Genomic DNA, 25,655 nt, shown 5'->3' on the forward strand with positions numbered 1-25,655 from the left:
TATATAAGGGATCTTTTTTTTAATAAACTTCGGCAGTCTTTGCAAATTAATCTTTATAAGGCACCCAGCCAGGCGTGTTTACAATTGCTTGCCATAGCGGCTCAGGCAAATGATATTTTTCTTTATCTGTGCCTTTGATTACTGTTTCAATTTGCTTTTCACGGCCTTCTTTTAATTTTACCGCCCAGTTAGGGTCAACTAAAATTTCACGTCCCATTGCGACTAGCGGAATACCGTTTTCGATGACGGCCAGCGCGTCATCTGCGGAATGGATGGAACCGACGGCGATCAGAGGCACCTTGTTTCCGACACGTTCATTCAATAAGTCCATGCGTGTGCGAGTTGGATCTGCACCGCGGCGTGCTTTTGAGTTCACGTCCATCAGTGAGATATGAAGATAGTCCAATTCTTTATCCCCTAAAGCGTCAACAAGCGTAAAGGTTTCAGTCATTGTCAATCCTGGTGTCTCAGGTTCTTCCGGAGACAGACGGTAGCCGACTAAGAACCCACCCTTCGCATGTTCTGAAGCGGCTTTTTTCACTTCATCGACAATAGCAAGCGGGAAGGCTAATCGTTTCTCATCGCTTCCTCCCCAGCGGTCCGTGCGCTGATTGGTTTTCGGAGAATAAAACTGCTGAATCAAGTAGCCGTTTGCACCGTGAATTTCGACACCGTCAAAGCCGGCTTCAATGGCGCGTCTAGTCGCTTCCCCAAACGCCTTCACGATGTGTTCCGCTTCTTCTTCTGTTAATGCGCGGGCGATTTGTTTGCCGTTATCAAACACGTCACTTGGCCCCACAACATCTTGTTGAGGAACGAGCTCAGACGGACATTCAATGCCGCCGTGATGAATTTGCACAACGGCTTTAGCGCCTTGTGCCTGAATGGCTTGTGCTAATGTTTTTAAACCCGGAATGTTGGAATCGTCGTGGATGGCCGGCTGCCCGGGAAATGCTTTTCCGTCCGGTGTAACATTTGCGCAGGCTGTAATCACCATTCCCATCTCTTTTGAACGAGGGATGATGTAGTCAAGCTCTGCTTCAGAAATTGTACCGTCTTCATTAGAAGCGTAATGAGTCATTGGTGCTACTGCGATCCGATTGTCAATTGTAACACCGCTTTTAAACGTGAAGGGTTCAAACAGCGGCTTATACTTAGGATTCATTTGATCATCTTCTTTCGTTTGGATTCGCACATATTCTAGCCTATATGTGAAAATTAATGCAATTGATCTGCTTTACCAGCTGAATATCTTGAGTACAGAGTGATGTTTTCGCCGCTCTTTTTCAGGGCCTTTGTAGCCGCCGCTGATTTGGTGGCCGATGGAGCATGTGATGAAAGCTGCCGCCTGCAGCAGAACGAATTTTTTCATGTCGTTAACTTCTTTCAATAAAGGAAATATCCTTTCAAAGGTTACGCCTGGCTGATCTAGCAGTCAAACCATTTGCTCACCCAATTCACAAATTTTTTAAAATGAATAAAAAGTTGCTTCTTTCCGCTAATTTTTTCTAATTGGCGCCTCATTTAGAGCCATCCTCATAGACAAAACTGCTCGTTCTCTTTCTAACAACAGGAAATGATCGGGTCGTATAGCCCTTTTGAAAATCATGGAACTTGATCGCCTGCATTCACGTTGTCTTTACAAATCCGCCATTCTGGTCAAAGATAAAAGCCAAACATCAGGAAGAGGTGATCGTGTGAAACAAACGGTTCTTTTGCTGTTTACTGCGCTTTTTCTTTCGGGATGCAGTGTAGCAAGTGCGGATGACTCAGCACCAAGGTTTACCGAAGAGGGAAAATTTATTGGCTCGGCTGATCCTCATACGATTGCGGTTTCTCTTAATGGAGAAGAAACCATGATACAAGTTCCGAAGGATAAACGTGATGAATGTGAATCACTGCCAGATCAGACAAAAGTTTTGGTGAAATATACAAAGAAGGATAATGGGACTTTACAGCTGGAAGATATTCAGCTGCGAAAGAACTCGTCATAAAAAGACCGGAGGGAGAAAGTTGAGAATGTTATGGAGGAGCTTGGCGCTGTGCGGATTGGCTTTGACGCTCGCGCCTTGTGCACAGGCAGCAGAGCCAATAGAAGGGAAAACAGTGTATATTGATGCCGGACACGGCGGTGAAGACAGTGGAGCGGTCGGAAACGGGCTCTTTGAGAAGGATATTAATTTGGCAGTCTCAGAGCATGTGACGGACAAGCTGAAAGAGGAGGGAGCCAATCCTGTTGCGTCCCGGTCTGACGATCATTTTCTGACCTTGGAGGAAAGAGTGGCTAAGGCAAGTGCCAATCAGGCTGACCTTTTTGTCAGCATTCATGTGAATTCAGGGGTTGCTTCAGCTTCAGGAACAGAAACGTATTTTCAGTCTGATTATGAAGGGGAAAACAGCCGGCGTCTGGCATCCGATATTCAGTCACAGCTCGTTTCATCCTTACAAACGAGAGACAGGGGCGTGAAAGAATCAGACTTTTACGTCATTACATATTCACAAATGCCAAGTGTGTTGGCAGAGCTTGGGTTTATCACGAACAGCTCTGACGCGGACAAGCTGGGAAATGAAGAATACCAGCAAAAGGCCGCAGATGCAATTGTTAACGGCATTGATTCTTATTATGATCATTAGATGAATACAGCCTTAATCCTAGAGTGGATCCGCCAAAATAAGTATAATGGAGAAAACTTAGGGCTTGAGGTGAAACGATGACAAAGATTTTTGCCCACCGGGGGGCATCAGGACAATTTCCCGAAAATACAATGCTTGCATTTGAAAAAGGAATTGAAGCCGGAGCGGACGGGATAGAGCTTGATGTACAGCTGACGAAAGACGGACGCATTGTTGTGATTCATGATGAAAGACTTAACCGCACGACATCGCTTAAAGGATTCGTGAAGGATACAGCCTATGATGAGATCAAGACTGCGAATGCGGCCGCTGGTCACGATCAGGCGTACAGCGATATAAAAGTGCCGCTATTAGAAGACGTGCTCTCGTGGGCGGCAAAAAAGGATTTTCTCATCAACATTGAATTGAAAAACAGCGTGATCCGCTATGAGGGAATGGAAGAAAAAGTGCTGGAGGCAGTGAAGCGATTCAATATAGAGGAGAGAGTCATCCTTTCCACATTTAATCATGAAAGCGTAGCAATGTGCGCTCGGCTTGCGCCCCATATCGAACGGGCGGTATTAACTTCAGATGTGCTTTATCAGGCAGATCGATATATCGCGTCTATTCCGGCTTCTGGCTATCACCCGAAGCTAAACAGCCCAGGGGCCACGGATGAAGTGCTAAAGAAAATGAGGGATAGTTCGATTAAGGTAAGGGCGTATACAGTCAATCGGCCGGAAGATATGAAGCGCCTCATCGAACTGGGAGCAGACGGCATGTTTACCGATTTTCCTGCAAAGGCTGCGGCATTGCTGAAAAATGAATAGTTGCTTTAGAAGGAGGCTGTTGACACAGCCTTCTTTTTTCATACATTCATGCCCGTTTCAAAGCATACATTCATAGAAGACAACTAGAAATTGTAAGCGCTGTCTATCTTCTGAATGAGGTGAAACCATGAGGAAAACAGTCATTGTAAGTGCTGCAAGAACGCCATTTGGCAAATTCGGCGGAGTATTGAAAGAGGTGAAAGCTGCCGAGCTTGGGGGCATTGTGATGAAGGAGGCGTTCCAACGGGCTGGAGTCTCTGGAGATGATGTAGAAGGAAATGTCATGGGCATGGTTGTCCAGGCCGGCTCAGGGCAGATCCCTTCCCGTCAAGCTGCCCGTCTTGCTGGAATGCCTTGGAGTGTGCCGTCAGAAACACTGAATAAAGTCTGCGCTTCGGGCCTGCGCGCTGTCACTTTATGTGATCAAATGATACGGGCGCAGGATGCAGATATACTTGTCGCCGGGGGGATGGAAAGCATGAGCAATATTCCGTACGCCATTCCCGCTGGACGCTGGGGAGCACGGATGGGGGACGGCGAGCTTAGGGATTTAATGGTGTATGACGGGTTAACGTGCGCGTTTGACGAAGTGCACATGGCTGTTCACGGAAATACAGCGGCCAAGGAATATGCAATCTCACGAAGAGAGCAGGACGAATGGGCGTTGAGAAGCCATGCGCGGGCAGCTAAAGCAGCCGATGAAGGGAAATTTCAGGATGAAATTGTTCCCGTCAACTGGATTGGTCGAAAAGGAAAACCAAACGTTGTTGATAAGGATGAAGCGATTCGCCGTGACACAAGTCTGGATCAGCTCGCGAAACTTTCTCCGATTTATACAAGTGATGGTTCGATCACAGCCGGCAATGCTCCCGGGGTCAATGACGGAGCCGGCGCGTTCGTGCTGATGTCGGAGGAAAAAGCAGCTGAGCTTGGCAAACAGCCTCTGGCTACAATTCTTGGTTTTTCAACTGTGGGGATGCCAGCGCATGAACTGGCGGCAGCACCGGGGTTTGCCATTAATAAGCTCCTGAAAAAGAACGGTTTAACTGTCCAAGATATTGACTTGTTTGAAGTAAATGAAGCGTTTGCTTCTGTTGTTTTAACATGTGAAAAAATCGTAGGTTTCGATCTTGAAAAAGTAAATGTGAACGGCGGTGCGATCGCGCTCGGCCACCCGATCGGCGCGAGCGGGGCGAGAATTCTCATGACGCTTGTTTATGAATTAAAGCGACGGGGAGGGGGTCTGGGCGTTGCTGCCATTTGCAGCGGGGCAGCCCAAGGAGATGCCGTCTTAGTGCAGGTTCATTAAAACATGATGAAAAAGGGGATGTAAATGGAAATCAAACAAATCATGGTAGCTGGCGCAGGTCAGATGGGAAGCGGCATTGCACAAACAGCTGCCGACGCAGGCTTTTATGTGCGGATGTACGATGTGAGTCCGGAAGCTGCGGAGGCAGGATTGAAGCGGCTAAAGAAACAGCTGGCCCGGGACGCTGAGAAAGGAAAAAGGACCGAGGCGGAAATGAAGAGTGTCATCAGCCGCATTTCGATTTCTCAAACGCTTGAGGAGGCAGAGCATGCGGACATTGTGATTGAGGCTATCGCTGAAAACATGGAGGCGAAAACCAAAATGTTTAAAACACTTGATCGCATTTGCCCGCCTCATACGATTTTGGCCAGCAATACATCTTCCTTGCCTATTACAGAGATCGCTGCTGTGACAAACCGGCCTCAACGAGTCATTGGCATGCATTTTATGAATCCCGTCCCTGTGATGAAGCTGGTTGAGGTGATTCGCGGCTTGGCTACATCAGAGGAAACGGCCTTAGATGTTATGGCATTAGCGGAAAAGATGGGGAAAACACCGGTAGAAGTCAATGATTTTCCGGGGTTTGTTTCCAATCGTGTGCTTCTTCCAATGATTAATGAAGCCATCTATTGCGTGTATGAGGGAGTGGCGAAGCCAGAGGCAATAGACGAGGTGATGAAGCTGGGCATGAATCATCCGATGGGTCCGCTTACATTAGCGGATTTTATCGGACTGGATACGTGTTTATCCATTATGGAAGTTCTTCACTCGGGGCTTGGCGATTCAAAATACCGCCCTTGCCCGCTGCTCCGCAAGTATGTCAAAGCAGGCTGGCTTGGCAAAAAGAGCGGACGGGGTTTTTATGAATATGAGGAGAGGACTTCCTGAAGTCAATTCCATCCGGGGGTGGCCGAGTTGCATGTAACTCAAGAGCAAGTCATGATGCGAAAAATGGTGCGTGATTTTGCACGAAAAGAAATTGCTCCCGCTGCGGAAATCATGGAGAAAACGGACGAATTTCCCTTTCAGCTGATCAAAAAAATGGGCGAACACGGCCTGATGGGAATACCGGTGCCGGAACAGTACGGCGGTGCCGGGGCGGACGTTGTTTCTTATATTTTGGCGATTCATGAGATTTCAAAAATCAGCGCGGCCGTCGGCGTGATTCTCTCCGTTCATACCTCGGTCGGCACAAATCCGATTCTGTACTTCGGCAATGAAGAACAGAAGATGAAATATATACCGAAGCTTGCTTCAGGAGACCATCTAGGCGCCTTTGCGCTGACGGAGCCTCACTCAGGATCGGATGCCGGAAGCCTTCGCACAACGGCAATCAAAAAGAATGGCAAATACTTATTAAACGGATCGAAAATATTCATAACGAATGGCGGAGCAGCTGATATCTATATCACATTTGCTTTAACAGCTCCGGATCAAGGCAGGCACGGGATTTCGGCTTTTATCGTTGAAAAAAACACACTCGGTTTTGCTGTTGGAAAAAAAGAAAAAAAGCTGGGGCTCTATGGCTCAAATACAACGGAACTGATTTTTGACAATGCAGAAGTGCCTGAAGCTAATTTGCTTGGCAAAGAGGGTGATGGCTTCAACATTGCCATGGCGAATTTAAATGTCGGCCGGATCGGCATTGCGGCACAGGCGCTCGGAATTGCAGAGGCGGCTCTTGAGCATGCCGTTGCTTATGCGAAGCAGCGAGTGCAATTTGGAAGGCCGATCGCAGCCAATCAAGGCATATCATTTAAGCTGGCTGACATGGCGACTAGGGCTGAGGCGGCAAGGCATCTTGTCTACCACGCCGCAGACCTCCATAACCGCGGCCTGCCTTGTGGAAAAGAGGCGTCTATGGCTAAACAATTTGCTTCCGATGCAGCGGTGAAGGCTGCGTTAGATGCCGTCCAAATTTATGGGGGATATGGCTATATGAAGGATTATCCCGTTGAGCGGCTGCTTCGCGATGCAAAGGTGACGCAAATCTATGAAGGGACGAATGAGATTCAAAGACTGATTATTTCCAAGTATTTGCTTGGCGGGACCTGATAACTAAAAAAACGCAAAAACGGAGGTTGAGGTTATGGTGGAAAAACTGCATTACTCTCCAGGGTTGGACGGTGTGATTGCGGCAGAAACTCACATTTCTTATCTTGACACGCAGTCCAGCCAGATTTTGATACGAGGCTATGATTTAATAGATCTTTCTAAAACAAAAAGTTATCTGGAGCTTGTCCATTTATTGCTGGAAGGGAGGCTGCCGGAAGAAAGTGAAAGGGAAACGCTGGAAAGTAAAATAAACAGTGCGTCAAGCCTGCCTGCTGGTCATCTCCGTCTGCTTGAGCTGCTCCCTGAGCACACGCATCCAATGGATAGCCTGCGTACCGGTCTGTCGGCACTTGCCGGTTATGATCGGCAAATTGATGATCGGTCCCCTTCCGCTAACAAGGAGCGCGCATATCAGCTTCTTGGGAAAATGCCTGCCCTTACTGCTGCCAGCTACAGGATCATCAATAAAAAAGAGCCGATTCTTCCGCTTCAATCCCTGTCCTACAGTGCGAATTTTTTATACATGATGACAGGGAAATTGCCGTCCTCATTGGAAGAGCAGATTTTTGACCGGTCGCTCGTCCTGTACAGTGAGCATGAGATGCCGAATTCAACCTTTGCGGCCAGAGTCATCGCATCTACCCACTCGGATCTTTATGGCGCTTTGACAGGAGCTGTCGCTTCCCTGAAAGGTAATCTTCACGGAGGGGCAAACGAAGCTGTAATGTATATGCTTTTGGAGGCAAAAACGACGTCTGAATTTGAGCAGCTTCTGCAAACAAAACTGAAAAGAAAAGAAAAAATCATGGGCTTCGGCCACCGTGTGTATATGAAAAAAATGGATCCGAGAGCACTCATGATGAAAGAGGCGCTGCAGCAATTATGCGATAAAGCCGGTGACCATCGTTTATACGAGATGTGTGAAGCAGGTGAGCGGCTGATGGAGAAGGAAAAAGGGCTTTACCCGAACTTAGATTACTATGCTGCCCCGGTTTATTGGATGCTCGGCATACCGATCCCTTTATATACGCCTGTCTTTTTCAGCGCGAGAACATCCGGTTTGTGTGCTCATGTGATTGAACAGCATTCCAATAATCGTCTCTTCCGTCCCCGTGTCAGTTACATGGGCCCGCGATATCAAACAGAATCATGAAAGGAGCTGGCAGAATGCAGAAAACGGATCGTGTTATCGAAGAAATCACAGATTATGTGCTTGAAAAAGAGATTACAAGTGCCGAAGCGTATACAACAGCAGGGCATGTATTGCTGGATACCTTGGGCTGTGGGATTTTGGCGCTGCGGTATCCAGAGTGCACAAAGCTGCTCGGCCCGGTTGTTCCAGGAACGACTGTGCCGAATGGAAGCAAAGTGCCGGGAACGTCCTATGTCCTCGATCCTGTGAGGGCAGCGTTTAATATCGGCTGCATGATTCGCTGGCTCGATTACAACGATACGTGGCTGGCAGCGGAGTGGGGGCATCCATCCGATAACTTGGGAGGCATCCTTGCCGCTGCTGATTATGTATCAAGAGTGAGGCTGTCTGAAGGAAAAGAGCCTTTAACGGTACGCGACGTACTTGAGATGATGATAAAAGCGCACGAAATTCAAGGCGTCCTTGCGTTAGAAAACAGCTTGAATCGAGTGGGTCTTGATCATGTGCTGTTTGTTAAAGTTGCGACAACTGCTGTTGCGGCAAAGCTTTTGGGTGGCGGGAGAGAAGAAATCAAAAATGCGCTTTCGAATGCATGGATTGACAATGCAGCATTAAGAACATACCGGCATTCACCAAATACAGGCTCTCGCAAATCATGGGCAGCAGGAGATGCAACGAGCAGAGGTGTTCATTTGGCGCTGATGTCGTTAAAAGGGGAAATGGGGTATCCGACAGCATTGAGCGCACCGGGTTGGGGGTTCCAGGACGTTTTATTCAATAAGAAAGAGATCAAGCTCGCCCGTCCGCTCGACGCTTATGTCATGGAAAATGTGTTATTTAAAGTGTCTTATCCAGCAGAATTTCACGCTCAAACAGCGGCAGAGTGCGCCGTCATTTTACATCCGCGGGTAAAGGACCGAATTGATGAGATCGATCGTATTGTCATCAGTACGCATGAATCCGCTATCCGAATCATTGATAAAAAAGGCCCGCTTCACAATCCAGCAGACCGTGATCACTGCCTCCAATACATTACAGCAATCGGTTTGCTTTTTGGTGATATCACCGCACAGCATTATGAGGCTGAAACTGCGAGTGATCCGAGAATAGATAAATTACGTGATAAAATGGAGGTGACTGAAAATAAAGCATATACCGAGGATTATTTGAAACCTGATAAGCGTTCCATCTCAAATGCCGTTCAGGTTTATTTTAAAGACGGAACGAGCACGGAAATGGTGGAATGTGAGTTTCCTCTCGGCCACCGTTTTCGAAGAGAGGAGGCAGTGCCAAAACTGCTGGAAAAGTTTTCTGACAATCTCAAAACCCATTTTCCTGATAAACAGTGCAAACACATTTATGAGCGCTGTACCAGCGAGACATTACAAACGATGCAAGTAAATGAATTCGTAGACATGTTCTGCATGTAAAAGGAGGATTTGTGTCATGTCGTGGATCGTCAATCAGCAATCGTCACAAGAAGAGCTTGCCGGGCGTTTCCGCAAGCTGATGTCGGCGCCGGACATTCTTCAAATTCCCGGCGCCCATGACGGGATGGCAGCGTTGCTCGCAAAGAAGGCCGGTTTTTCTGCTATATATTTGTCTGGTGCAGCTTATACAGCCAGCAGGGGACTTCCTGATCTAGGGATCATCACGTCGGCAGAAATGGCAGATCGGGCCAAAGACCTTGTGCGTGCTGCTGATCTGCCTTTGCTTGTGGATATCGATACGGGATTTGGCGGTGTGTTAAATGCCGCCCGAACCGCCCGGGAGATGCTTGAAGCCAGGGTAGCAGCCGTTCAAATAGAAGATCAGCAGCTCCCAAAAAAATGCGGGCATTTAAATGGCAAACAGCTAGTTCCGATCAAGGAAATGGCGCAAAAAATAAAAGCCATTAAACAAGCGGCACCCTCTCTTATTGTTGTTGCCCGCACTGATGCCAGGGCGCAGGAAGGGCTTGATGCTGCAATAGAACGGTCAGCGGCCTACATTGAGGCGGGAGCGGACGCGATTTTCCCGGAAGCGCTCCAGGCAGAGAATGAATTCCGCCAGTTTGCTGAGCATATCTCCGTTCCGCTCCTTGCGAATATGACGGAGTTTGGGAAAACGCCGTATTATCGTGCCGATGAATTCGAAGATATGGGGTTTCGCATGGTAATATATCCTGTCACCTCGCTTCGAGCGGCGGCAAAAGCTTATGAGCGGATATTTAATTTGATGAAGGAGCACGGCTCACAAAAAGAAGGACTTCATCATTTGCAGACACGAAAAGAACTGTACGATACCATCTCTTATTATGACTATGAAGCATTAGATAAAACGATTGCCAAGACCGTTTTGCCTGATGAATAGTACGACAAAAAAGCCGGAGCATTCTCCGGCTTTTTTTGCAGTTATCGTTTTCTGAATCGCGGGCTGACTTGATTGCGTTTTCTGTCTCTGTATAGAATGAACCCGGCCAGCACATAGAGGCCGATCGCGAAAAAGATGAATCCTGACAACCCTTGGAGCCAAAGAGCTGAAAATGGCTTTATTGCGTGGCCGAAAAGTGTATCTCTCATCAGTTTAATGCCTAAAGCGGAAATGGCCCCGGGGATGACTAATATCAAAAGCGCAAGAAGTCGGCTCATCTTCAGAAAACCCCTTTATCTTTTCATTTCCTTTATTGTCCAGCGGAAAAAATATTTTGTCAAGAGAAGAAAACGTGGTAACATAGGGTTGTGCAAATTATTGCAACGGAATAAATAGGTGTGCAAATTTTTTCATGCAAAGGGGTATCGGGATGCAAAAGGTACTGATAGTAGGTGCCGGCAAAAGGGGAACGGCGTTATTACATATTCTGATCAAAACAGCCATCATAGATATCATTGCCGTAGTTGACAAAGACCCCGAAGCGCCGGGATTGAAAGAAGCAGAACAGTATGGGATTGCCGTTTCATCTGATTGGAAACCTTACATACAACAAAAACCGGATATCGTCATTCATACCACCGGCGATCAAGCCGTGTTTGACGAACTCCTTCAAAGAAAGCATGAAGATACCATTGTCATGCCGGGAAAAATGGCATACATCGTTTTTCAGCTGATGGAAGAAAAGCAGCACCTGATTCAAATGCTAAAAGAGCAAACATACAAACACGACAGAATTTTTAATTCCACCCATGACGGGATGATTTTTATTGATATCAATGAAGAAATCATTCTCTTTAACCATATGGCCGAAAAAATGGTCGGAAAAAAACGCGAGGAAGTTATCGGGCGGCCAATAAAAGAAGTCATTCCGAGCACTAAGATGCCGCGAATTTTAAAAACAAGAGTGCCTGAATACAACCAGAAGCAGCTTTTAGGCGATCATTTGCAAATTGTGACCACAAGGCTGCCGATTATTGATGAAGGCGGACGTCTGCTCGGGGCTCTTTGTGTGTTTAAAGATATCACCGATGCAGTCGAGCTGGCGGAGGAAGTGACCAACTTAAAGCAGGTCCGTACGATGCTGGAGGCGATTATTCAATCCTCCGATGAGGCGATTTCTGTCGTTGATGAAAACGGCATCGGCCTTCTAATCAATAAAGCATATACAAAAATGACTGGGCTTTCTGAAAAAGAAGTTATAGGCAAGCCTGCAAACACTGATATTTCCGAAGGCGAAAGCATGCATTTAAAGGTGCTTGAAACAAGACGCCCTGTCCGCGGTGTCAGAATGAAGGTCGGCCCGAATGAAAAAGAGGTCATCGTCAATGTGGCACCGGTGATTGTGGACGGAATTTTGAAAGGCAGCGTCGGTGTGATTCACGATGTGTCCGAAATTAAAATGCTGACAGCGGAGCTTAACCGCGCCAGGCAAATTATTCGCACGCTTGAAGCGAAATATACGTTTGACGACATTATCGGCAAAAGTGAGCAAATGCTTGTTGCGCTTGAGCAGGCGAAGCTCGGTGCGAAAACGCCGGCAACGATTTTGTTGCGCGGAGAGTCAGGAACAGGAAAAGAACTGTTTGCCCATGCCATCCATAACGAAAGCGACCGGAAATACAATAAATTTATTCGCGTGAATTGTGCAGCCCTTTCTGAAAACCTGCTCGAATCAGAATTGTTCGGCTATGAGGATGGTGCGTTTTCAGGGGCGAAGCGAGGCGGTAAAAAGGGTTTATTTGAAGAAGCAAATAACGGCAGTATTTTCTTAGATGAAATCGGTGAGCTGACACAAAATATGCAGGCTAAATTGCTGCGCGTCCTTCAGGAAAAAGAAATCGTCAGAGTGGGCGGCACGAAAGCGATCCCTGTCAATGTCAGAGTGATCGCGGCAACAAATGTAAATATTGAAAAGGCGATGGCGGATGGAACGTTCCGCGAAGACCTGTATTACCGGATCAACCGCTATCCCATCTCCATTCCGCCTTTGCGGCAGCGGTTGGAGGACATTGAAGCACTAAGCGTAAGACTTATCCAAAAGATCAACCGGGATTACGGCAGGAATGTAAAAGGGCTCTCGCAGCAAGCCTTGCACGCCTTATCTGCTTACCATTGGCCTGGGAATGTCCGCGAGCTTGAAAATGTCCTTGGACGAGCCATGATTTTTCTCAATCCGCATATGGAATGGATTGAAAAAGATCATTTGCCTGTATTTGAACTTGAGCAAAAAGAAAATGACACGGATCAGGGGACAGGTTTTGATTTTCCGGATATTGAAGGCGAAAAGCTGTCTGTCGCAGTAGAAAAATTTGAGGCGCATTTGATCCAGCAAACGCTCGAAAAACATCATTTTAACCGGACAAAAACAGCGAAAGCCCTCGGGGTCAGCATTCGGAATTTATATTACAAAATGGATAAATATGGCCTTGCAAATGAAGGCATGCAATAATTTGCAGAATAAACGCAAACATCTGCACGAATGTTTCAATATATCTGGTATGACAGCACCCTTAAAAGCTGGCACGGAACTTGCATAATAAAAGGCGGAGTCGAAACAAGAAAGGTGGTAGCAGATGAAGCTGAAAGATTTAATCGGCAAAGCGTCGATGCACAAAAACAAGACCATTGCGGTTGCTCATGCTGAGGATGAGGAAGTGATCCGGGCTGTAAAGCTGGCTGCCGAGCACCTATCCGCCCGGTTCTTGTTAACGGGCGACAGCAAAAAACTGAACGAGCTGACATCATCCATGCAAGGGCATCAAGTGGAAATCGTCCATGCCGATACACCTGAGGAGTCGGCGAAATTAGCGGTTCGTGCTGTACATCATAAAACAGCGGACGTTTTAATGAAAGGAAATGTGCCGACTTCTGTTTTGCTTAAAGCGGTATTGAACAGACAGGAGGGGCTTCGGTCATCAAGTGTCCTTTCCCACGTGGCTGTCTTTGATATACCGGATTTTGACAGGCTGATGTTTGTGACAGATTCGGCAATGAATATTGCTCCTTCGCTGGAAGAGCTTCGGCAGATTTTGCAAAATGCCGTTCATGTGGCCCATGCAGTAGGGAACAATATGCCAAAAGCAGCTGCTCTGGCAGCGGTCGAAACGGTGAACCCAAAAATGGAAGCGACCGTGAATGCAGCAGCTCTAGCTCAAATGTTCAAGAGAGGCCAGATCAAAGGCTGTATTGTTGATGGGCCGCTTGCTTTGGATAACGCAGTTTCACAAATTGCCGCGGCTCAGAAAAAAATTTCGGGAGACGTAGCGGGCAACGCAGATATCCTTCTCGTCCCAACAATTGAGGCCGGCAACATTTTATATAAATCACTAATTTATTTTGCCAAAGCCAGCGTGGCGGCTGTCATTACAGGAGCCAAAGCACCGATTGCCTTAACAAGCAGAGCGGACTCTGCCGAAAATAAACTGTATTCCATTGCGTTGGCAATATGCGCATCCGAAGAATACACACATTAGGAGGAACGAACATGGAACTTTTTAAATATATGGAGAAATATGATTACGAACAATTGGTATTCTGCCAAGATGAACAATCTGGCTTAAAAGCAATTATCGCGATTCATGATACAACACTCGGTCCAGCACTTGGAGGAACGAGAATGTGGACATATGAAAATGAAGAAGCTGCCATTGAAGACGCGCTCAGACTGGCAAGAGGCATGACCTATAAGAATGCGGCGGCAGGCTTAAACCTGGGCGGCGGAAAAACAGTCATTATCGGTGATCCTCGCAAAGACAAAAATGAGGAAATGTTCCGCGCGTTTGGCCGCTATATTCAAGGGCTGAACGGCAGATACATCACAGCTGAAGATGTGGGTACAACGGTCGAGGATATGGATATCATTCATGATGAGACAGATTATGTCACAGGGATTTCTCCTGCGTTCGGCTCTTCTGGAAATCCTTCCCCAGTCACAGCGTACGGGGTGTACAGAGGAATGAAGGCAGCAGCTAAAGCTGCTTTCGGAACCGACTCTCTTGAAGGGAAAACCATTGCTGTACAGGGTGTTGGGAACGTAGCCTATAACCTTTGCCGCCACCTGCATGAAGAAGGGGCAAACTTAATCGTTACGGATATCAACAAACAATCTGTACAGCGTGCAGTTGAAGATTTTGGCGCCCGTGCAGTTGATCCGGATGATATTTATTCACAAGACTGCGATATTTACGCGCCGTGTGCCCTTGGTGCAACTATTAACGACGACACGATTAAACAGTTGAAGGCGAAGGTGATCGCAGGTGCGGCCAACAACCAATTAAAAGAAACACGCCATGGTGATCAAATTCACGAAATGGGCATCGTTTACGCACCGGATTACGTGATTAACGCCGGCGGTGTCATCAACGTTGCAGATGAGCTTTACGGCTATAATGCCGAACGCGCACTGAAAAAAGTAGAAGGCATTTACAGCAATATCGAGCGTGTACTCGAGATTTCTCAGCGTGACGGCATTCCGGCATATTTAGCGGCTGACCGCTTGGCAGAGGAACGGATTGAACGCATGCGCCGCTCAAGAAGCCAGTTTTTGCAAAACGGCCACAGTGTATTAAGCAGACGTTAAGAAATTGATCTGGAGGTTATGAAAGTGCTACATGACGAAAAACGCATTCTCACAATTAATCCAGGCTCAACTTCAACGAAAATCGGTGTTTTTCATAACGAACGAAGCATTTTTGAAAAAACATTGAGACACAACATAGAAGAGCTGCAGCGATTTGACCAAATTATTGATCAATATGAATTTCGCAAAAACCATATTCTCGAAACGCTTCATGAACAGGGAATCAATATTTCAAAGTTTGATGCAGTCTGCGCAAGAGGCGGCCTTCTCCGGCCGATTGAAGGCGGAACTTACGTAGTGAATGATGACATGATTGAGGACTTGAAAAGCGGCTACGCCGGCCAGCATGCTTCTAATCTCGGCGGCATTATCGCGCGGGAAATTGCTGACGGCCTGAATATCCCTTCGTATATCGTCGACCCTGTTGTCGTAGACGAAATGTCAGTGCTCGCAAAAGTTTCGGGCATGCCTGAAATTGAAAGGAAAAGCATTTTCCACGCGTTAAATCAAAAAGCTGTCGCCCGTAAAGCGGCAGCCTCTCTTGGCAAACGATATGAGAACATGAAAATGATTATTACCCATATGGGCGGAGGTATTACAATTGGCGTCCATGACCGCGGGCGAGTCGTGGATGTCAATAACGGCCTTCATGGAGAGGGGCCGTTCAGTCCTGAACGTGCAGGAACAGTGCCTGCGGGGGATCTTGTTGATCTATGTTTTTCAGGAGAATATACAAAAGAAGAAATCATGAAAAAACTGGTGGGCACCGGCGGGCTTTTAGGCTATCTCGGTACAAATGATGCAGTAAAAGTGGAACAAATGATTCAGGGGGGCGATGAAAAAGCCCGCTTCATTTATGATGCCATGGCATATCAGATAGCAAAGGAAATCGGAGCAGCCAGCGCGGCGTTAAAAGGTGAAGTTGAAGCGATTGTGCTGACGGGGGGCCTTGCGTACGGCAAAAGCTTTGTTTCTACTATAAGATCATACATAGATTGGATTTCAGACGTTTTAGTCTATCCGGGTGAAAATGAACTGCAGTCTCTTGCCCAAGGGGCGCTCAGAGTATTGCAGGGCGAAGAGCAATCCAAACAATATCGTATTGAATAGACAGACAGGAGTGAGTCACCATGGCAACTGAGTATGATGTAGTCATTCTGGGCGGCGGTACCGGCGGTTATGTTGCGGCCATCAGAGCTGCTCAGCTCGGCTTAAAAACAGCCGTTGTAGAAAAGGAAAAGCTCGGGGGAACATGTCTGCATAAAGGCTGTATCCCGAGTAAAGCGCTTCTTAGAAGCGCAGAGGTATACCGGACAGCGCGTGAAGCCGACCAGTTCGGAGTAGAGACGGCTGGCGTGTCCCTCAACTTTGAAAAAGTGCAGCAGCGTAAGCAAGCCGTTGTTGATAAGCTTGCAGCGGGTGTAAACCATTTAATGAAAAAAGGAAAAATTGACGTGTACACTGGATATGGACGTATCCTTGGACCGTCAATCTTCTCTCCGCTGCCGGGAACAATTTCTGTTGAACGGGGAAATGGCGAAGAAAATGACATGCTGATCCCGAAACAAGTGATCATTGCAACAGGATCAAGACCGAGAATGCTTCCGGGCCTTGAAGCGGATGGTAAGTCTGTACTGACTTCAGATGAGGCGCTCCAAATGGAGGAGCTGCCAAAATCAATCATTATCGTTGGCGGAGGTGTTATCGGTATCGAATGGGCGTCTATGCTTCATGATTTTGGCGTGAAGGTAACAGTTATCGAATACGCGGATCGCATATTGCCGACTGAAGATCTAGAGATTTCAAAAGAAATGGAAAGTCTTCTTAAGAAAAAAGGCATCCAGTTCATAACAGGGGCAAAGGTGCTGCCTGACACAATGACAAAAACATCAGATGATATCAGCATACAAGCGGAAAAAGACGGAGAGACCGCTACCTACACTGCTGAAAAAATGCTTGTTTCCATCGGCAGACAAGCAAATATCGAAGGCATCGGCCTAGAGAACACCGATATTATCACTGAAAATGGCATGATTTCAGTCAATGAAAGCTGCCAAACAAAGGAGTCTCATATTTATGCAATCGGTGACGTAATCGGTGGCCTGCAGTTAGCTCACGTTGCTTCGCATGAGGGAATCATTGCTGTTGAGCATTTTGCAGGTCTCAATCCGCATCCGCTTGATCCGACGCTGGTACCGAAGTGCATCTACTCAAGCCCTGAAGCTGCCAGTGTCGGGTTAACAGAAGATGAAGCAAAGGCGAACGGGCATAATGTCAAAATCGGTAAGTTCCCATTTATGGCGATTGGAAAAGCGCTTGTATACGGTGAAAGCGACGGTTTTGTCAAAATCGTGGCGGATCGAGATACCGATGATATTCTCGGCGTTCATATGATCGGTCCGCATGTCACCGACATGATTTCTGAAGCGGGTCTTGCCAAAGTGCTGGACGCTACGCCGTGGGAGGTCGGGCAAACGATTCACCCGCATCCGACACTTTCTGAAGCAATTGGAGAAGCAGCGCTTGCCGTAGATGGCAAAGCCATTCATTTTTAAAAGCATAAAGGAGGGGCTTGAATGAGTAAAAACCGACATCAAGCACTAGGGCTGACTGATCAGGAAGCCGTTGATATGTATAGAACCATGCTGTTAGCAAGAAAAATCGATGAAAGAATGTGGCTGTTAAACCGTTCTGGCAAAATCCCATTCGTAATCTCTTGTCAAGGACAGGAAGCAGCACAGGTAGGAGCGGCTTTCGCACTTGACCGTGAAATGGATTATGTATTGCCGTACTACAGAGACATGGGTGTCGTGCTCGCGTTTGGCATGACAGCAAAGGACTTAATGATGTCCGGTTTTGCCAAAGCGGCGGATCCGAACTCAGGAGGCCGCCAGATGCCGGGACATTTCGGGCAAAAGAAAAACCGTATTGTGACGGGATCATCTCCGGTTACAACGCAAGTGCCGCACGCAGTCGGCATTGCGCTTGCTGGAAGAATGGAGAAAAAGGATATCGCAGCCTTTGTTACATTTGGCGAAGGCTCTTCAAATCAAGGCGATTTCCATGAAGGGGCAAACTTCGCCGCTGTCCATAAGCTGCCGGTTATTTTCATGTGTGAAAACAACAAATACGCAATCTCAGTGCCTTACGATAAGCAAGTGGCATGCGAGAACATTTCTGACCGTGCCGTAGGCTATGGGATGCCTGGCGTAACTGTCAATGGAAATGATCCGCTGGAAGTTTATCAAGCGGTTAAAGAAGCACGCGAAAGGGCACGCAAAGGAGAAGGCCCGACATTGATTGAAACGATTTCTTACCGCCTTACACCGCATTCCAGTGATGACGATGACAGCAGCTACAGAGGCCGTGAAGAAGTAGAGGAAGCGAAAAAAAGTGATCCCCTGCTTACTTATCAAGCTTACTTAAAGGAAACTGGCCTGCTGTCCGATGAGACAGAACAAACCATGCTGGATGAAATTATGGCAATCGTAAACGAAGCGACGGATGAAGCGGAGAACGCTCCTTATGCAGCTCCTGAGTCAGCGCTTGATTATGTGTATGCGAAGTAGGGAGGAAGAACAAATGTCAGTAATGTCATATATTGATGCAATCAATTTGGCAATGAAAGAAGAAATGGAACGAGATCCCCGAGTCTTCGTCCTTGGGGAAGATGTAGGAAGAAAAGGCGGAGTGTTTAAAGCGACAGCCGGCCTCTATGAACAATTCGGGGAAGAGCGCGTGATGGATACACCGCTTGCTGAATCTGCGATCGCAGGAGTTGGTATTGGAGCGGCAATGTACGGAATGAGACCGATTGCTGAAATGCAGTTTGCCGATTTTATTATGCCAGCGGTCAACCAAATTATTTCTGAAGCGGCTAAAATCCGCTACCGCAGCAACAATGACTGGAGCTGTCCGATTGTTGTCAGAGCGCCATACGGCGGAGGTGTGCACGGGGCCCTGTATCATTCTCAATCAGTCGAAGCGATTTTTGCCAATCAGCCCGGACTGAAAATTGTCATGCCTTCAACACCATATGACGCCAAGGGCCTTTTAAAAGCCGCAGTTCGTGACGAAGACCCAGTGCTGTTTTTTGAGCACAAACGGGCGTATCGCCTGATAAAGGGAGAGGTTCCGGCAGATGATTATGTCCTGCCAATCGGAAAGGCGGACGTAAAACGGGAAGGCGACGATATCACAGTGATCACATATGGCCTGTGTGTCCACTTTGCCTTACAGGCTGCAGAACGTCTCGAAAAAGATGGCATTTCAGCGCATGTGGTAGATTTAAGAACGGTTTACCCGCTTGATAAAGAAGCCATCATCGAAGCTGCGTCCAAAACTGGAAAGGTTCTTTTGGTCACAGAAGATACAAAAGAAGGCAGCATCATGAGCGAAGTAGCCGCAATTATATCCGAGCATTGTCTGTTCGACTTAGACGCGCCGATCAAACGGCTTGCAGGTCCTGATATTCCGGCTATGCCTTATGCGCCGACAATGGAAAAATACTTTATGGTCAACCCTGATAAAGTGGAAGCGGCGATGAGAGAATTAGCGGAGTTTTAAAGACGTAAGGAGGATACAATCATGGCAATTGAACAAATGACGATGCCGCAGCTTGGAGAAAGCGTAACAGAAGGGACGATCAGCAAATGGCTTGTCGCCCCCGGTGATAAAGTGAACAAATACGATCCGATCGCGGAAGTCATGACAGATAAGGTAAATGCAGAGGTTCCGTCTTCTTTTACTGGAACGATAACAGAGCTTGTGGGAGAAGAAGGCCAGACCCTGCAAGTCGGAGAAGTGATTTGCAAAGTTGAAACAGAAGGCGCGAATCCGACCGAACAAAAACAAGAACAGCCAGCAGCACCGGAAGCCGCTGGGACGCCTGCTGCAAAAAGTGCCGAAGCAACCGATCAGCCCAATAAGAAGCGTTACTCGCCAGCTGTACTCCGTTTAGCCGGTGAACACGGCATTGACCTTGATCAAGTGACGGGAACAGGTGCCGGCGGGCGCATCACACGAAAAGATATTCAGCGCTTAATTGAAACAGGCGGCGCGCAAGAACGGAAGGCTGAGGAGCCGAACACAGCAGCTCCTGCACCGAAGTCTGCACCAAAACCTGAGCCAAAAGAAGAGACTTCATATCCTGCGTCTGCAGCAGGTGATATAGAAATCCCTGTCACAGGCGTAAGAAAAGCAATTGCTTCCAATATGAAGCGAAGCAAAACAGAAATTCCGCATGCTTGGACGATGATGGAAGTCGACGTCACAAATATGGTTGCATATCGCAACAGTATAAAAGATTCCTTTAAGAAGACAGAAGGCTTTAATTTAACGTTCTTCGCCTTTTTTGTCAAAGCGGTCGCTCAGGCGTTAAAAGAATACCCGCAAATGAATAGCATGTGGGCGGGGGACAAAATTATTCAGAAAAAGGATATCAATATTTCAATTGCAGTTGCCACAGAGGATTCTTTATTTGTTCCAGTGATTAAAAACGCTGATGAAAAAACAATTAAAGGCATTGCGAAAGATATTACCGGCCTTGCCAATAAAGTAAGAGACGGAAAACTCACAGCAGATGACATGCAGGGAGGCACGTTCACAGTCAACAACACAGGTTCGTTCGGCTCTGTTCAGTCGATGGGCATTATCAACTACCCTCAGGCTGCGATTCTTCAAGTAGAATCCATCGTCAAACGCCCGGTTGTCATGGAGAATGGCATGATTGCTGTCAGAGACATGGTTAATCTGTGTCTGTCCTTAGATCACAGAGTGCTTGACGGTCTCGTGTGCGGACGATTCCTGGGACGTGTGAAACAAATTTTAGAATCGATTGACGAGAAGACATCTGTTTACTAAATAAGAAAAAAGAGCATTTTTTGAAGTTTTGTTTCAAAAAATGCTCTTTTTCTATGCTGTATTATTCAGCGATTCGTATTTTCATTTCGACCCGATATTCTTCTTGTTTTTTCGGGGAGTAATGAATCGGTATGATTAACTCGTATACATCACTTACAACTGTTAAGTGGCGGTCTGCGATATACTTGATAAGCTTCTGTAAGTTGAGAAAATAATGTTCAGGCGAAAAGTTATACGCGATACACGCATACCTCCCTTTAGGGATTGTTGTGATTTCCATATCCGGCGTAATGGATGAAATCTGTTTATTCGTCAATACAGGCGTGAAAATATGCCGGTAAGTCATTTCATCAATGTTGGTGTAGGGCTGAAAAGAGAAAGTAGCGCCGTAGCTATTGTTCGTAAATCCATCTGCTGATTCGATAAATTTTTTTAATTTGCTGTAGGAGGCGTTGAGCACGTTTTCAGGCCCGATTCCTTCTGCCTCTGTCTGAATAATCCGTATTTCTTCTTCATCTAAAACAAATACCTCACCGAGCGCGGGATACTCCATCTGCCGTTTCATCCGCTTTTTCACCAACGAAATGGTTTGCTCCAGTGCTGATAAAAAGTCTAATTTCTCCCTGATTTGCCTCTCCTGCTCTGTATAAAAAGCAAACAGTTCTTCCATCTCTAAGTCCTGTGCTTTTTTCATCTCTTCTAAAGGAGTGCCGATATATTTCAATGATTTGATCAAATCCAGATGAACGAGCTGAGAATCTGTATAATAGCGGTAGCTGGTATCCGGGTCGACATAGGCGGGTTTAAATAAATCAATTTTATCGTAATAACGGAGCGCTTTAATCGACACGTTTGCCAGTTTTGAAACTTCTCCAATTGAGTAATACGATTCCTTCATGCCATCACTCCTTCTATCATCAGTATAAAGAAGAAGCGGATTCTTTGCAGTACACAAAGAATCCGCTTCTTATCACGTGCTGGCTTTAAGATGTGCAGGCGCTTTCCAAGCAATGGTCAGTGCAATGCCTATGGCTAAGGTGACCGTTGCAAAGTAGAAAGGATAGTTTACATCTATATCGAACAGCATTCCGCCGATAATTGGCCCGAATACATTGCCGATACTTGTAAACATTGAATTCATACCGCCGGCAAATCCTTGTTCATTTCCCGCAATCTTTGACAGGTAAGTCGTTACCGCAGGCCGCATGAGATCAAATCCGACAAATACGGTGACTGTAACCAGCAGAATCGCAATATATGAATTTACAGTTGTCAGCAAGAATACCAGACTCGTCGAGAGAATTAAGCTATACCGAATTAATTGAATTTCGCCAAACCATCTTGTGAAGCGGTCGAATAAGACGACTTGCGTAATGGCGCCAACAATCGCTCCTCCTGTAATCATAATGGCAATGTCGCTGGCCGTAAAACCGAATTTATGATCCACGAATAATGCAAATAAAGATTCAAATGATGCTAAACCAAAAGACGAAATCAAGATAATAAGAAAAGCTATGAAATACATGGGGGCAAAAATCCGTTTAAAGCCTGTCTTCTGCCCCTTTATTTCCTGATTTTCAGGGTTCCGTTCCGGCTCGCGCAGCGTGAGGATTGATAAAATGGCTGCTAACAGTGCAAAAGCTGCCGCAAAGAAAAAAGGCAGCCGGGAATGGACTTCTGCTAAAAATCCTCCGATGCCAGGGCCGATAATAAATCCTGTTGAAATAGCTGCTGACATATAACCGAGCGCTTTCGGCCGTGTTTTAATGGTCGTGATATCTGCGATAAAAGCCGTGACCCCTGGCATAATGAAGGCAGCGCTGATACCGCCCAGCATACGGGAGATAAATAACATCTCAACTGTTTTTCCAATGCCGAATAAAAACTCTGACACACTAAAGAAAAACAGGCCGATCACGATCATGATCTTGCGCCCGAAGCGATCAACCCATCGTCCAGCTATTGGTGAAACAATGAGCTGCGTAATAGCGAAGCAGGCAACCATATAGCCGACCGCTGTCCCTGATAAATGCAATTCATTCATAATGGTCGGCGTTACCGGAATCACAAGCCCGATCCCCAAAAAAGCAATAAATAAATTGGTTAATAATATAGTTAAGGTAATATTTTTCTTCTCCATATGACTTCCCCTTTTTCAAGTGTGTATCCCTTATACTGTAAGACCTCCTCCTAGGGGAGAGTCAACGGATTTGCAAAATCTTTCTAAGCCCTTGAGACAGTTATTCATTTTCGGGAACAAGCATGTCGATATGCTGAGGCAGGACCTGAATGACTGCGGGTGTATGTGTATAAACTTCTCCATCCATATCCGCCTTTTTGGCAGTGTCTGTTTCAATCTCGATACGGGAGGCCTGGACATAGGACAGCTCTCCGGTAAAACGATCAATTGAGCCCTGTTCCATGCTCATCAGCTCCCGCAACGCGGTGAGGTTGGTGTTGCGGCATATGAGGACATCGAGTAAGCCGTCTTCAATACTGGCATCGGGCAGAGGAATTCGATTCGTTCCAATGTATTGGCCGTTCATCACAAGCAGCATAACGGCTTCTTCTTTAATTTCTTCTCCATCAATTTTTAAAATCATCGGAAACGATGCAGCGGATGAGACGGTTCGCAATGCACTTGTAAAATAGCTGATTTTTCCCAATAATGCTTTTTCTGTTTCGTTAATTTGATTCGACGTTTCTGCAATTAAGCCGATCCCCCAGAAATTTAAAAAATAACGGTCATTCATCTGACATACGTCTACGCTGGTTTTTTTTCCTGACATAAGTGCTTCCGCGGCCTTTGCAAGATTTTGAGGGATGCCAAGCACTCTTGAAAAGTCATTGCATGTGCCGCCGGGCAAAATCCCGACCGCGGGTTTTCTTTCTAGAGCGCTGATAGCATTTATGCATTGATGGATCGTGCCGTCGCCGCCGAGAATGAAGACGGTGTCGACAGAATCATCAATGGATCGGCAAAAATGATACGCATCATCCTTTTTCTTTGTCTGTTTAATAATCACCTCATCTAAATAGTGAGATAAAACCGGCACCACAGCACCAAGTGCTTTTTCTATATTTTTGTTGCCGGCATTTCCGTTATGAATCAGTAACGCTTTCCGGTGGCTCATATACAACTGCTCCTTTATTTTGCTTCTGGTTATATAATCCCCTTTTTCTGTAAGCAGTAAACGAAAAGCAAAAAAAGTGCACGGCGAAGCAAAGTCATTTGCCGATATGGACGTTTCCTTGCTATCATAAGAACAGATGATGAAAAAGGAGAGGTCTTCATTGAACATGGACTTTAATTTATTTATGAATGATATTGTCCGCCAAGCGAGACAAGAAATTACAGCTGCCGGATACACCGAGCTTAAAACAGCCGAAGAGGTGGATGAGGCACTTACGAAAAAAGGAACGACGCTCGTCATGGTAAACTCTGTTTGCGGATGCGCCGGAGGAATTGCAAGACCGGCAGCCTACCACTCCGTTCACTATGATAAAAGACCTGATCAGCTCGTCACCGTTTTTGCGGGACAGGATAAAGAAGCGACAGCGCGTGCGCGTGACTATTTTGAAGGATATCCGCCATCTTCTCCGTCCTTTGCGATTTTGAAAGACGGAAAGATCATGAAAATGGTAGAGCGCCATGAAATTGAAGGCCATGAGCCGATGGCTGTAGTGGCAAAGCTGCAGGAAGCCTTTGAAGAATATTGTGAAGAAGTATAAGACGAACAACCCGGATACTCAAAGTAGCCCGGGTTTTTTTGTGCATAAATTTCCAAGGGTATATGAATAAATATTAACGGATTATTCAATCGGATTGTACATTGATTTTATTTTTATCTAGTAATATCAAAAGAGATTACTGGAAAGATAAGCTTGAAGATAATTTTTAAAAATAGTATTGCATAAAAATAAGAAACTGTTTAAAATACAAATTAACGAATAAATATTCAAATACACCAAAAGTAATGAATATGGGGGAAATGGATCATGAAAAAATGGCTCTTATTACTTGTAGCTGCTTGCATCACCTTTGCACTAACTGCGTGCGGCTCAAGCAATTCAGGTTCAGAAAGCGGAAAGAAAAAATTAATTATGGGTACTTCGGCGGATTACAAACCGTTTGAATATAAAGAAGGCGATAATATTGTCGGCTTTGATGTGGAGCTGGCAAAAGCTCTGGCGAAGAAGGCTGGCTATGAAATTGAAGTGCAGGATATGGACTTCAACAGCTTAATTACAGCGCTTAAATCAAAACAGGTGGATCTCGTTCTGTCAGGAATGACACCGACGCCTGAGCGTAAAAAACAAGTTGATTTTTCCGAGGTGTACTACACAGCGAACCATATGATTGTCAGCAAAAAAGACAGCGGCATTCAATCTTTGAAAGACCTGAAAGGAAAAACAGTTGGCGTTCAGCTTGGCTCTATTCAGGAAGAGAAGGGGAAAGAGCTTTCTCCAGAATATGGTTTTAAAACAGAAGACCGCAACAGAATTTCTGATTTGGTGCAGGAAATCAAATCTGACCGCTTCGATGCCGCGATTATTGAAGACATTGTTGCAGAAGGGTATTTCAAATCAAATGATGACCTGCAAGGCTTCGTGATTCCTGATGCGAAAGCGGAAGAAGCCGGTTCAGCAATTGCTTTCAGAAAGGACAGTGAACTGACAGACAAATTCAATAAAGCGCTCAAGGAAATGAAAGATAACGGAGAGCTCGAGAAATTGAAGAAAAAATGGTTCACTGACGAGAAGTAAAAAAAGCGGCTCAACTTTTTCGTTGAGCCTTTTTATTGAATAGGAAATCTTTTTCCTGTAAGAAAAGGAGACAAA

Annotated in this window: 25 protein-coding genes; 19 read left to right on the forward strand and 6 right to left on the reverse strand. The window is 46.2% G+C overall.

The genetic code is table 11. The features are described from left to right. Window positions 1-46 precede the first annotated feature (46 nt). Together BLL41_RS16150 and BLL41_RS22660 are read right to left on the reverse strand one after the other, a co-directional pair. Window positions 47-1,165, reverse strand: a complete 1,119-nt coding sequence (locus BLL41_RS16150; protein WP_071578621.1) for an NADH-dependent flavin oxidoreductase — start codon at window positions 1,163-1,165, stop codon at window positions 47-49. A gap of 72 nt (window positions 1,166-1,237) precedes the next feature. After that, on the reverse strand, window positions 1,238-1,390 hold the full coding sequence (locus BLL41_RS22660; RefSeq protein ID WP_141770209.1) for a hypothetical protein: 153 nt from the start codon (window positions 1,388-1,390) through the stop codon (window positions 1,238-1,240). Between the two features lie 307 nt (window positions 1,391-1,697). On the opposite strand from BLL41_RS22660, the gene BLL41_RS16160 reads away from it, so the two are divergent. From BLL41_RS16160 to prpB, 9 genes are all read left to right on the forward strand, one after another. Continuing rightward, window positions 1,698-1,994 carry a hypothetical protein gene (locus BLL41_RS16160; protein ID WP_069150774.1) on the forward strand — a complete coding sequence of 99 codons (297 nt, stop codon included), beginning with the start codon at window positions 1,698-1,700 and terminating at the stop codon, window positions 1,992-1,994. A gap of 19 nt (window positions 1,995-2,013) precedes the next feature. Beyond that, window positions 2,014-2,634: an N-acetylmuramoyl-L-alanine amidase family protein gene (locus BLL41_RS16165; protein ID WP_083428047.1), complete on the forward strand. Its 621-nt coding sequence runs from the start codon at window positions 2,014-2,016 to the stop codon at window positions 2,632-2,634. A gap of 77 nt (window positions 2,635-2,711) precedes the next feature. Further along, a complete protein-coding gene (locus BLL41_RS16170) occupies window positions 2,712-3,443 on the forward strand; it encodes a glycerophosphodiester phosphodiesterase (RefSeq protein ID WP_071578623.1) in 732 nt (243 codons plus the stop codon). Between the two features lie 127 nt (window positions 3,444-3,570). Further along, the gene (locus BLL41_RS16175; RefSeq protein ID WP_071578624.1) at window positions 3,571-4,752 is read left to right on the forward strand and encodes an acetyl-CoA C-acetyltransferase; all 1,182 of its coding nucleotides are present in this window, start codon (window positions 3,571-3,573) and stop codon (window positions 4,750-4,752) included. 24 nt (window positions 4,753-4,776) lie between these two features. After that, window positions 4,777-5,640: a 3-hydroxybutyryl-CoA dehydrogenase gene (locus BLL41_RS16180; protein ID WP_071578625.1), complete on the forward strand. Its 864-nt coding sequence runs from the start codon at window positions 4,777-4,779 to the stop codon at window positions 5,638-5,640. A 27-nt stretch (window positions 5,641-5,667) separates the two neighbouring features. After that, entirely contained in the window at window positions 5,668-6,807 is a 1,140-nt protein-coding gene (locus BLL41_RS16185) for an acyl-CoA dehydrogenase (RefSeq protein ID WP_071578626.1), read from the forward strand. 34 nt (window positions 6,808-6,841) lie between these two features. Continuing rightward, on the forward strand, window positions 6,842-7,960 hold the full coding sequence (gene mmgD / locus BLL41_RS16190; protein ID WP_071578627.1) for a citrate synthase: 1,119 nt from the start codon (window positions 6,842-6,844) through the stop codon (window positions 7,958-7,960). Window positions 7,961-7,974: 14 nt separating this feature from the next. Beyond that, window positions 7,975-9,390, forward strand: a complete 1,416-nt coding sequence (locus BLL41_RS16195) for a bifunctional 2-methylcitrate dehydratase/aconitate hydratase (protein WP_083428048.1) — start codon at window positions 7,975-7,977, stop codon at window positions 9,388-9,390. Window positions 9,391-9,406: 16 nt separating this feature from the next. Then, window positions 9,407-10,312, forward strand: a complete 906-nt coding sequence (gene prpB, locus BLL41_RS16200) for a methylisocitrate lyase (protein WP_071578629.1) — start codon at window positions 9,407-9,409, stop codon at window positions 10,310-10,312. A 41-nt stretch (window positions 10,313-10,353) separates the two neighbouring features. Here the strand turns inward: prpB and BLL41_RS16205 are convergent, their stop codons facing one another. Then, on the reverse strand, window positions 10,354-10,590 hold the full coding sequence (locus BLL41_RS16205) for a DUF2627 domain-containing protein (protein WP_014664541.1): 237 nt from the start codon (window positions 10,588-10,590) through the stop codon (window positions 10,354-10,356). A 152-nt stretch (window positions 10,591-10,742) separates the two neighbouring features. Here BLL41_RS16205 and BLL41_RS16210 point away from each other — a divergent pair, with 152 nt between their 5' ends. The 8 genes from BLL41_RS16210 (at window position 10,743) to bfmBB (ending at window position 20,813) form a co-directional block, all read left to right on the forward strand. Next, entirely contained in the window at window positions 10,743-12,821 is a 2,079-nt protein-coding gene (locus BLL41_RS16210; protein WP_071578630.1) for a sigma-54 interaction domain-containing protein, read from the forward strand. 124 nt (window positions 12,822-12,945) lie between these two features. Further along, window positions 12,946-13,845, forward strand: coding sequence for a phosphate butyryltransferase (gene yqiS / locus BLL41_RS16215; RefSeq protein WP_071578631.1), 900 nt, complete (start codon window positions 12,946-12,948; stop codon window positions 13,843-13,845). An 11-nt stretch (window positions 13,846-13,856) separates the two neighbouring features. Continuing rightward, a complete protein-coding gene (bcd, locus tag BLL41_RS16220; RefSeq protein ID WP_014664538.1) occupies window positions 13,857-14,951 on the forward strand; it encodes a branched-chain amino acid dehydrogenase in 1,095 nt (364 codons plus the stop codon). Window positions 14,952-14,969: 18 nt separating this feature from the next. Further along, a complete protein-coding gene (buk, locus tag BLL41_RS16225; protein WP_071578632.1) occupies window positions 14,970-16,061 on the forward strand; it encodes a butyrate kinase in 1,092 nt (363 codons plus the stop codon). 20 nt (window positions 16,062-16,081) lie between these two features. Then, a complete protein-coding gene (lpdA, locus tag BLL41_RS16230; RefSeq protein WP_071578633.1) occupies window positions 16,082-17,506 on the forward strand; it encodes a dihydrolipoyl dehydrogenase in 1,425 nt (474 codons plus the stop codon). Between the two features lie 21 nt (window positions 17,507-17,527). After that, window positions 17,528-18,520, forward strand: coding sequence for a 3-methyl-2-oxobutanoate dehydrogenase subunit alpha (gene bfmBAA, locus BLL41_RS16235; RefSeq protein ID WP_071578634.1), 993 nt, complete (start codon window positions 17,528-17,530; stop codon window positions 18,518-18,520). 13 nt (window positions 18,521-18,533) lie between these two features. Then, entirely contained in the window at window positions 18,534-19,517 is a 984-nt protein-coding gene (gene bfmBAB / locus BLL41_RS16240) for a 3-methyl-2-oxobutanoate dehydrogenase subunit beta (RefSeq protein ID WP_041521371.1), read from the forward strand. A 21-nt stretch (window positions 19,518-19,538) separates the two neighbouring features. Then, window positions 19,539-20,813 (forward strand): branched-chain alpha-keto dehydrogenase complex dihydrolipoyllysine-residue (2-methylpropanoyl)transferase, encoded by a 1,275-nt coding sequence (gene bfmBB, locus BLL41_RS16245; RefSeq protein ID WP_071578635.1) that lies wholly within the window; start codon window positions 19,539-19,541, stop codon window positions 20,811-20,813. A gap of 61 nt (window positions 20,814-20,874) precedes the next feature. On the opposite strand, the gene bmrR is transcribed toward bfmBB, so the two are convergent. From bmrR to BLL41_RS16260, 3 genes are all read right to left on the reverse strand, one after another. Then, window positions 20,875-21,711, reverse strand: a complete 837-nt coding sequence (gene bmrR / locus BLL41_RS16250; protein WP_071578636.1) for a multidrug efflux transcriptional regulator BmrR — start codon at window positions 21,709-21,711, stop codon at window positions 20,875-20,877. 72 nt (window positions 21,712-21,783) lie between these two features. Further along, window positions 21,784-22,953 carry a multidrug efflux MFS transporter Bmr gene (bmr, locus tag BLL41_RS16255; protein WP_071578637.1) on the reverse strand — a complete coding sequence of 390 codons (1,170 nt, stop codon included), beginning with the start codon at window positions 22,951-22,953 and terminating at the stop codon, window positions 21,784-21,786. Between the two features lie 100 nt (window positions 22,954-23,053). Next, window positions 23,054-23,947, reverse strand: a complete 894-nt coding sequence (locus tag BLL41_RS16260) for a diacylglycerol kinase family lipid kinase (RefSeq protein WP_071578667.1) — start codon at window positions 23,945-23,947, stop codon at window positions 23,054-23,056. Between the two features lie 160 nt (window positions 23,948-24,107). Here BLL41_RS16260 and brxB point away from each other — a divergent pair, with 160 nt between their 5' ends. Beyond that, on the forward strand, window positions 24,108-24,545 hold the full coding sequence (gene brxB / locus BLL41_RS16265; protein ID WP_003226477.1) for a bacilliredoxin BrxB: 438 nt from the start codon (window positions 24,108-24,110) through the stop codon (window positions 24,543-24,545). Window positions 24,546-24,812: 267 nt separating this feature from the next. Next, window positions 24,813-25,580 carry an arginine ABC transporter substrate-binding protein ArtP gene (artP, locus tag BLL41_RS16270; protein WP_071578638.1) on the forward strand — a complete coding sequence of 256 codons (768 nt, stop codon included), beginning with the start codon at window positions 24,813-24,815 and terminating at the stop codon, window positions 25,578-25,580. The last annotated feature ends 75 nt before the right edge of the window (window positions 25,581-25,655 follow it).

It is taken from the genome of Bacillus sp. FMQ74 (assembly GCF_001875785.1).
GTDB classification, from domain to species: Bacteria; Bacillota; Bacilli; order Bacillales; family Bacillaceae; genus Bacillus; species Bacillus stercoris.